Annotated in this window: 9 protein-coding genes; 6 read left to right on the forward strand and 3 right to left on the reverse strand. The window is 36.6% G+C overall.

Translation table 11 applies throughout. The features are described 5' to 3' along the window. Nucleotides 1-3: 3 nt before the first annotated feature. Nucleotides 4-1,962 carry a MacB family efflux pump subunit gene (locus J5V48_RS04135; RefSeq protein ID WP_219937298.1) on the reverse strand — a complete coding sequence of 653 codons (1,959 nt, stop codon included), beginning with the start codon at nucleotides 1,960-1,962 and terminating at the stop codon, nucleotides 4-6. Then, on the reverse strand, nucleotides 1,962-3,179 hold the full coding sequence (locus J5V48_RS04140) for an efflux RND transporter periplasmic adaptor subunit (RefSeq protein ID WP_219937299.1): 1,218 nt from the start codon (nucleotides 3,177-3,179) through the stop codon (nucleotides 1,962-1,964). Before J5V48_RS04140 ends, J5V48_RS04135 begins: the two co-directional genes overlap by 1 nt. A gap of 308 nt (nucleotides 3,180-3,487) precedes the next feature. On the opposite strand from J5V48_RS04140, the gene J5V48_RS04145 reads away from it, so the two are divergent. Both J5V48_RS04145 and J5V48_RS04150 read left to right on the forward strand, forming a co-directional pair. Next, a complete protein-coding gene (locus J5V48_RS04145) occupies nucleotides 3,488-4,687 on the forward strand; it encodes a class I SAM-dependent rRNA methyltransferase (RefSeq protein ID WP_219937300.1) in 1,200 nt (399 codons plus the stop codon). 8 nt (nucleotides 4,688-4,695) lie between these two features. Beyond that, nucleotides 4,696-5,331, forward strand: a complete 636-nt coding sequence (locus tag J5V48_RS04150) for an MBL fold metallo-hydrolase (protein ID WP_219937301.1) — start codon at nucleotides 4,696-4,698, stop codon at nucleotides 5,329-5,331. A gap of 10 nt (nucleotides 5,332-5,341) precedes the next feature. Here J5V48_RS04150 and J5V48_RS04155 read toward each other — a convergent pair whose 3' ends face one another. Continuing rightward, a complete protein-coding gene (locus J5V48_RS04155; RefSeq protein ID WP_219937302.1) occupies nucleotides 5,342-5,668 on the reverse strand; it encodes a YcgL domain-containing protein in 327 nt (108 codons plus the stop codon). A 462-nt stretch (nucleotides 5,669-6,130) separates the two neighbouring features. Here J5V48_RS04155 and minC point away from each other — a divergent pair, with 462 nt between their 5' ends. The 4 genes from minC to J5V48_RS04175 all read left to right on the forward strand — a co-directional run bounded on the left by minC (nucleotide 6,131) and on the right by J5V48_RS04175 (nucleotide 8,766). Further along, complete coding sequence (gene minC, locus J5V48_RS04160; RefSeq protein WP_219937303.1) at nucleotides 6,131-6,955, forward strand: septum site-determining protein MinC; 825 nt, start codon at nucleotides 6,131-6,133, stop codon at nucleotides 6,953-6,955. 32 nt (nucleotides 6,956-6,987) lie between these two features. Beyond that, complete coding sequence (minD, locus tag J5V48_RS04165; RefSeq protein WP_219937304.1) at nucleotides 6,988-7,941, forward strand: septum site-determining protein MinD; 954 nt, start codon at nucleotides 6,988-6,990, stop codon at nucleotides 7,939-7,941. Between the two features lie 11 nt (nucleotides 7,942-7,952). Beyond that, a complete protein-coding gene (gene minE, locus J5V48_RS04170) occupies nucleotides 7,953-8,225 on the forward strand; it encodes a cell division topological specificity factor MinE (protein WP_219937305.1) in 273 nt (90 codons plus the stop codon). Between the two features lie 64 nt (nucleotides 8,226-8,289). Next, nucleotides 8,290-8,766: a DUF805 domain-containing protein gene (locus J5V48_RS04175; protein WP_219937306.1), complete on the forward strand. Its 477-nt coding sequence runs from the start codon at nucleotides 8,290-8,292 to the stop codon at nucleotides 8,764-8,766. Nucleotides 8,767-9,096 lie beyond the last annotated feature (330 nt).

Consider the following 9,096-nt stretch of genomic DNA (forward strand, 5'->3'; position numbering starts at 1 on the left):
TCCTTATTCTCTTGCTAGTGCATCTATAGGATTTAGTCTTGCTGCCTTTCTTGCAGGAGCATAGCCAAAGGCCACACCGATTGCCATGGATGTAACAACAGCAACAATGATTGATCCTATTGAAAATGATAACGGGATTGCAGGGGCAAGATAAAAAAGAACCAAACCTGTAAGCAAGGATAGACTTACACCTAGAAGACCGCCTACAATACAGACCGTGACAGATTCAATTAAAAACTGAGACATTATATCCCTCTCTCTTGCACCTACAGCCATTCTGATTCCGATTTCCCTGGTGCGCTCTGTAACAGATACAAGCATGATATTCATAACACCTATACCGCCAACTAATAAAGAAATGACTGCAATTGCAGATATAAGAACCGTAAAGGTTCCTGTTGTCTCTGATATGGATTTCATGATGGTATCAGAACTCATCATAAAAAAGTCTTTTCTTCCATGTCTGTTTTTCAAAAGTGAGGTAATAGATGCCTCTGCTACAGCAGGAGAGAAACCGTCCTTTGTTCTTACAATTATAGATGAAATATAGTTCTGTTTTATGATTCTGTTCATCAGAGTAGTATAAGGTACATAGATATTGAGACTGTCCCTTCTTGTAAAGGCAATCTCCTTATCTGTAAGTACTCCTACAACAGTTATGGGTTTACCCATGACAAAGATCCTTTTTCCTATCGGCTCTTCAAATGGGAACAAGGTTTTCTTTGTCATATTGTCAATCACACCTATCTGAGGTGCCATAACTGACTCATATGAATTAAAGAATCTGCCTTTTGCTATTTGCATACCATATACTCTAAAGTACTCATCCGATACGCCCATAACAGTTGCAGTAGCATCAATATTTCCTTTTTGTACAAGTCCGCTGTTTTGAACTGTAGGGGATGCTGAATCAACATAAGGCTGACCTTTTAATGCCTTTAAATCCTTAACATTGAGTGTTCTGAATCTGCCTGATCGCATATCGCCCATTTTCGCACCAGGCATAATGGTAATAGTGTTGGTTCCCATTGAGGAGATATTTTCGATAACCTTGTCAGATGCACCTCTTGCCAAAGCTACCACACATACTACCGACATGATACCGATGATAATACCGAGCATGGTCAGTAATGTTCTCATTCTGTTAGCAACCATTGCTCTTATTGCCATTGTAAAAGCTTCTTTAAAACTCTCTACAAAGGCTGAGATAATATTCAGCTTTTTAGATGATTCAAATGATTCATGATTATCACAATCACAATAGTCAGGAACATCCTCATTTATTCTGTCAGATTCAATTTTTCCATCAGCAATTGTAATAACTCTGTGCGCATGCGCTGCAATTCTTGGATCATGGGTTACCATGATAATGGTATGCCCCTTTTTATTTAGATCAGATAAAATGCGCATCACCTCTGATCCTGATTTTGAATCAAGCGCACCAGTTGGCTCATCTGCTAAAATAATCTGTCCGCCATTCATCAGTGCTCTTGCAATTGAAACTCTCTGCTGCTGACCGCCTGATAGCTCTGATGGTTTTGACTGTGTCTTGTTTTCAAGACCAAGCATTGATAGAAGCTCTACAGATCTGCTCTCTCTTTGGGCCTTGTCTGTCAGTGCATAGACTGATGGGACCTGAACATTCTCTGTTGCACTTAAATGTCCTAAAAGATGGTATCTTTGGAAAATGAATCCAAAGAAGCCTCGTCTTAAAGATGCAAGTTCATCTGGCTGCATATTAAATGTGTTCTTGTCACCTACAAAGTAAGAACCTTCAGATGGTGTATCAAGACAGCCTATAATATTCATTAAAGTTGATTTACCAGATCCTGAAGGACCAATAATGGCTACAAGTTCACCACGTCTGATATCAAGATCAATGCCATGAAGAACCTCAACCCTGGCACTGTCTGAACCATAGGATTTTTTTATTCCCTTAAGCGACAGAATGACCTCAGACATTAAAATGGGCCTCTTCTGTTTCTGCTGTTTTCCTGAGCCTTTGCTTCAGCACTTTTCACATCATCGCCGATAACAACTTCATCATCTGCACTAAGGCCTGAAACAATCTGAATGAACTGATCATCTTTAAGACCTATCTGAACTTCCTTTTCTTTTACACTTCCATCTAAAAGCACAAATACAGTACCTGTCTTATCATGTATTTTTCTCATAGCAGACAGAGGTAAAGACAGAACATTCTTTGCATTTGCAATTTCTATTGTCACATCAGCTGTCATATCAATTCTAAGTATTCTGTCCTTATTCTCTGCAATAATGTCAGAATTGTAGTAAACAGCTGTTGAGCTGCCTGACTGAGAAGATGAATTAGATGATGACTGACTTGCTGACTCATAGGAAGATGGTGCAGGATCAATTCTGTCTAGCTTTCCTTTAAATACTCTAAATGGAAGACCTAAAACAGTAAATGAACAGTCCATTCCAGGAACAACATTTACAACATCCGCCTCTGAAATCTCTGTTTTTACCTTCATCTTATCTAATGTTGCAAGACGCAGAATTGTAGGAGTTGTCTGATTTGCATTAACAGTCTGACCTTCTGTTACAACTGTTGCATATACAGTACCATCCATTGGTGCAAGTATCTTTGTATAACCAAGATTTGTTATGGCGTCATCTACACTTAACTGTGCTTTTGCTCTTTGAGCATTTAACTCTTTTAAGGATGCTAAAGCCATCTGATAGCTAGCTTCTGAAACCTCCATATCCTGCTTTGATGTGGCATCAAGTTTCACGAGACGTTTTTGTCTGTCATACTCAAGACGCAGTTTTTTAAGTTCGGCCTGTTTTGATGAAATCTGAGCATCTATGATCTCTACTTGTGCCTTTGCTGTTTTTAGTGCTGTTTCCTGAATTTTCGGATCAATTTCGCAAAGAAGCTGACCTTTTTTAACATCATCACCAGTATTTACATAAAGCTTTAAAATCTGGCCTGATACCTGTGCACCGACATCTACTTGTGTTACACCTGCAATAGTACCTGTTGCAAAAACCTTTTTAGAAATATCTCTGTTCTTTGCGGTCACAGTCATATAACTTGGAGCATCGCTTTTAAAAAACTGACAGCTAGCAAAAGAAAGGGCAAGAGCTGATACAACACTAATGACAAGATATTTTTTAAACTTCTTATGTTTTGTAAATTTATTTAAATCTATCATGGATTATCCGTAATACAGTAACTATTTAGTTTTGGTTACATACAATCGATATAAACAAACTTTAATTTTACTTTATTTTAATTTTGCCAAAAAACTAAGTCAAAGACACAAAAAACAGAATTGTATGTATATACAAAAATAGTAAAAAATATGACATCAAAATGTTATATATATGTTTGAAATATGCAAAATGAGCAAATCAAATATAATCAGCAGCTGTGATACAATACGAACAATGATTTAATATTGTCTTTTCTGACTGCTAAAGGCATATACCCATCAGTTAATTTTATTTTTCAGGAAACAAAATGTCTGACTCCATTTATACTCTAACCTTAAATGAAGGTCGTGAAAAATCTCTTCTACGCCGTCATCCATGGATTTTCTCAAAGGCTTTATCTTCAATTCCATCCGATCTTTCATCTGGTGATAGCGTAAAGGTTGTATCAAGTCAGGGTGAGTTTCTCTGTTATGGTCTTGCATCACCAAAGTCTCAGATAACTGTAAGAGCAATCTCTTTTGATGAGAATATCAAGATTACTGATGAGCTTATTGCAGACAGAATAAGACAGGCTGTATCACTTAGAAAAAATGTTTTTGACAGAGGCAACGACGGTGTCAGACTTGTAAGTTCTGAAGGTGATCTGCTGCCAGGACTTATTGCTGACAAATATAATGAGTTTATCGTATATTCCATTTCATCCGCTGGAATGGAAAGATTCAAAGATGTCATTACAAAAACATTCAATGAGATTTATCCAAACTGCTCTATCTATGAGAGATCGGATACCAAATCTAGATTAAAGGAAGGCTTAAAACCAAGATGCGGCGTTGTATGCGGTAAAGAGCCTGATGATTGCATATATGTCAAAGAAGAAGGTCAGGTATATATTCCTGTAGACATTAAAAACGGCCACAAAACAGGCGCTTATCTTGATCAGCGTCTTAGCAGAATAAAGGCATCAACACTATCTAAAAATGCTGAGGTTCTAAACTGCTTCTCCTATACAGGCGGCTTTGGATTATGGGCCCTTAAAGGCGGAGCAAAAAGAATTGAGAATGTTGATGTATCAGAAAATGCTCTGTCGAAGGCAAAAGCTGGTGTTGTATTCAATCATCTTGATCCGGGTCGCTGCAGATTCCTAAAAAAGGATGTTTTTGCCTATTTAAGAGAACAGGTTGAAAAGGGAGTTAAATACGATCTTGTTATTCTTGATCCTCCTAAGTTTGCTGAAAGTGCAGCAAATCTTAAAAAAGCATGCAGAGGTTATCAGGATATTAACAGACTGGGTCTAAAACTGGTGAGAAAAGGTGGTAGATTACTTACTTTCTCATGCTCAGGGCTTGTTGATTCTGCTTTATTCCAAAAAATAGTATCTGATGCAGCTCTTGATGCTGGTGTTGACGGTAGAATTATCTCTACACTAAGACAGGATGCTGATCATGTCGTATCACTGCCATGCCCAGAAACATTCTATCTTAAGGGCCTTGAAATAGCTGTAATGTAGGATTTTTTATGGCAATAGCTTATCAGAGGATATGTGTAACTCCATTCATGCAAAACTGCAGAATATTTGTAGATGATGAAAGTCTAGAGTGTTTTGCTGTTGATGTTGGCGGCAGTGCTTTGCAGATAGCAGATTTTATTAAAAAGAATGGCCTAAAACTAAAGACTATTCTCATTACACATATGCATCTTGATCATGTAGGTGGTGTTTATGAACTTGCTAAGCTTACAGGCGCAAAAATAATGGGTCCTGAAATTGAAGATGCACCTCTTTTACAGAATATAAGAATGCAGGCTCAGGCATTTGGTCTACCTGAATGTGAACAGTTCAACACTCAGTATCTGAATGATGGGGATATTATTATTCCAATTGAAGGATTCTCTTTAAAGGTTATTCACACTCCTGGACATACACCAGGTGGAGTTTGCTACTATTCAGAGGCTAAAAAATTCGTATTAACAGGTGATACTCTGTTTGCAGGATCAATTGGAAGAACAGATTTTCCTCTTGGCAGTTACGATGCGATTATCAGTAGCATAAAAGAAAAGCTGTACACTCTTGATAAAAGTACAGCTATTCTTCCAGGTCATGGTGAAGATTCTACAATCGAAGATGAAATCAGAGAAAATCCTTACACGGTCTAAGTGTTAGATTTTACTTGAACATATCATCAAGCTCTTCTTTTGACAAAGGAGCAAGGCCTCTGTACTTTCGCTCCTGATTTATCAGGTTTTCTTCATCTGATAAAAGATCAATTCTTATGAAATAACCTTTCTCATCAAGTGCTTTTTCAAGCTCTTGTACACTTATCTTCTCAATTTTCTTGTGCTTTGATAAGGCAAACATCATTACATACTTTAATGGACCGAAAGCATTTAACAATTCATTTGGAACTAAAGAAAACATATCCTTGTTCTTAAGATAAAGGTACCGACCGCTCTTTTTCTCACTTTTATATACATAAACAAGTGTATCACTCATCTTGTTATCCTTTTTTTTACTCCACTCTTTTATATATTCATCAACCGTATTATATAAAACACAAAATATGCACACAAACTGACACAATGAACTTGAAATTATGGCAGATTGCTTTTGTGATACACATCAAAATTCTGATATTTGTCATATTATTTATTTTGGAATAAAAATTATAGAGTTTTTCATTTTTTAAATGTTTGCTAAAGGATATTTTCATTTGATGTGAATATAGTGAACCGGTCCTGTTTGTTTAGACATAAGCACTTTATCAATCTAATTCTGTTCTAAGTAATTTAATGCAAAATTTTCACGCGGTATAAAAACAGACGTTTTTTATGTCTTACCATACTGTTTTTAATGACAAATATATGCACTTAAGCAATTCTTTGTGGCTTATTTTTATATTAACTTGTGATAAAATTAACTGATTTCATGACAGGTTAAAAGGATAAGAAAGTAAATATGGACAATACAAACAGCAACAGTCTAAATTCTGCTGCAAGTATGTCTCGAACAGGTTATTCGTTCAATACTGTAACTCTCTTATCTGGTTCTGTAAAAGAGCTTAGAGAATTTCTTGAAAGCAAGATAAAACCAAATCAGGAGGCATATTTAAATACTCCTGTAGTTATCGATATTTCGATGGTTAATTATCTTAACGATCTTGATTACAGTATGCTTGTAAAAACCTGTAGGGAATATGGTCTGTTTCTTATCGGACTTTCTGGTGCTGTAAATGAGCAGCGTGCAAATACACTAATTTCCATGGGAATTCCTGTGGTAAATTCAAGCAGGTTTGCAAGAATGCGAGAAGAAAACTTCAAGCCAAAGGTAATTACAAAGACACTTGAAGTTCAGGTTCCTGTACATATTAAAGAACCTTACGAAGTAAGAGTTCCTTATGAAGTCAAGGTTAGTGAACCTGTTATTGTGATAAATCGCAACATCAGAGCCGGTGAACAGATAAATGCTGTAGACAATTCCGTTGTTGTCTTTGGTAACGTCGGAAGAACAGCAAGAATAGTAGCATCCCATAATGTTTTCATTTATGGTGATATGCAAGGTGAAGTTTATGCAGGTTCACCTAAAAATAAAGATTGCAGTGGAATGAAAGATGCGTTTATATATATAAACGGAACTTTCAGACCGACTCTTGTTGCTATTGCAGGTCAGTATCAGACTGCAGATGACATGGAACAGATTGAAAGTGTCAGCAAGCTGTGCAACAAGAAAGTTGATCTGAAAATTACATTAAATGAACGATCATTGTGCTACTGTGAACTATAAGTTTTTATATCAACAAATTACGGATAAAAAGTATGTCAGAACTTGAAAAGAAAGACGAAGAATTAAAAGAACAGACACAGGAAACTGCTGAAGTTAAGAGTGAAGCTAAAGAAGAAAAGAAAGAAACTGTGACAGAAGAGAAAAAAGAAGAATCTACAAAGAAAGAGCCTTTTAAGAATATCCACGTTATCGTTGTAACATCAGGTAAGGGTGGTGTTGGCAAGACAACATCATCAGCAGCTATTGCAACTGGTATTGCTAAAAAAGGACACAAAACTGCTGTTATCGATTTTGACGTTGGTCTTAGAAACCTCGACCTTATCATGGGCTGCGAGCGCCGTGTTGTTTACGATTTCATCAACGTAATTCAGGGTGAAGCAAAACTCAATCAGGCGCTAATCAAAGATCGCCACGTAGATAATCTTTTCGTTCTTCCAGCATCTCAGACAAAAGATAAAGATGCTTTAACCTATGATGGTGTTGAGAAGGTTTTCCGCGAACTTGACGATATGAACTTTGAATATGTTGTATGTGACAGCCCTGCAGGTATTGAAACAGGTGCTTTAATGTCACTTTACTTTGCTGACGAAGCTATTGTTACAACAAATCCTGAGGTTTCATCTGTTCGTGATTCAGACCGCATCATCGGTATTCTAAACGCAAAATCACGCAGAAGCGAGTTAGAGCTTGAGCCTGTTGCTGCAAAGCTTCTATTAACCCGTTATGTTCCAAGTCGTGTAAAAAAAGCAGAAATGCTTTCAGTTGAAGACGTACAAGAATTACTTACAATTCCTCTGTTAGGTGTTATTCCAGAGTCACCTGATGTCCTAAAGGCATCAAACTCAGGTAACCCTATTATTCTTAACGCTCAGTCTGATGCAGGTAAGGCATATGAGGATGCGGTTGAAAGACTTTTAGGTAACGAGGTGCCACTGCGCTTTGTAACCGAAAAGAAAGGTATCTTTGGTAAGATCTTTAAGAAATAAGGAGTTGTGTTATGTCATTACTTAAGGCAATTTCTGATGCTATTTTCAAAGATAAGACAGAAAGTTCAGCAACTTCTGCCAAGGAGCGTTTACACCTTGTTCTGATTAACGATCGTGCAGGTAGAGACACCCCTGATTACATGCCAAAGCTACGTCAGGAAATTTTTGAAGTATTAAAAAAATACATTCAAATTGATTCTGAGCAGGATGTTGAGTTCAACATCGATAAAAAGGGTTCTACTTCTATAATGGAAATGTCAGTTTCATTAGAGAAAAAGGACTAGAATTAAGGCACCATAAGGTGCCAATTTTGTTTGATTATATTTATTATTCTTTCTGGAGAAAAAAATGCCTGAGTTTTTAAGTATCGCTTTATACGAGTTTAAAAACAATTACTTCAACTTCAAGGGCCGTGCTACTCGTGCTCAGTTCTGGTACTTCGTATTAACTTTATTCTTGGCTAATATTGTAGTTCAGATTTTAGGTGCGATCCCATATTTAGGTACACTTATTACTTACGCATGGGCTTTATTCACACTGATTCCATCACTGGCAATCCAGGTTCGTCGTCTACACGACACCAATAAGTCTGGTTTATACATTATTGCTCCATATGCATGTATTGTTCTTGCTTTAATCTGTTTAGGTTTAGCATTTGCATGTGAGTCTTTAGCTTTTGTAACCATTATGAAGATTTTAATGTTCTTAGCTTTAGTTGCTTACATTGCATTAATCGTTTTCTGGTGCTTAAAGGGTACCGATGGCGAGAACAAGTATGGCCCAGTTGCTACAATTGGTCACTTTGAAATGCCAAAAAAGGCTTAATTAACTAATTTAAGCTTTGAAAAACCTCGGTCTGAAAAGATCGAGGTTTTTCTTTGGATAAAAACATATTATTAACGATTGCTAAAAATCACGAAAGTGATCTGCCTATTTCACACTAAATTAGTACGTTGTTTCTTTAAAAATATGGATCATCTTGAAGTCACACTTACTTGTGATTATTGAGAGCCGTTTATACTTTGGAGCTTATTTTTGCTAAGCGCCAAAATTTGAATTTTTTGGAGCTTATTTTTGCTAAGCGCCAAAATTTGAATTTTTTGGAGCTTATTTTTGCTAAGCGCCAAAATTTGAATTTTTTGGAGCTTATTTTTG

Source organism: Succinivibrio faecicola, from assembly GCF_019448115.1.
GTDB lineage: Bacteria > Pseudomonadota > Gammaproteobacteria > Enterobacterales > Succinivibrionaceae > Succinivibrio > Succinivibrio faecicola.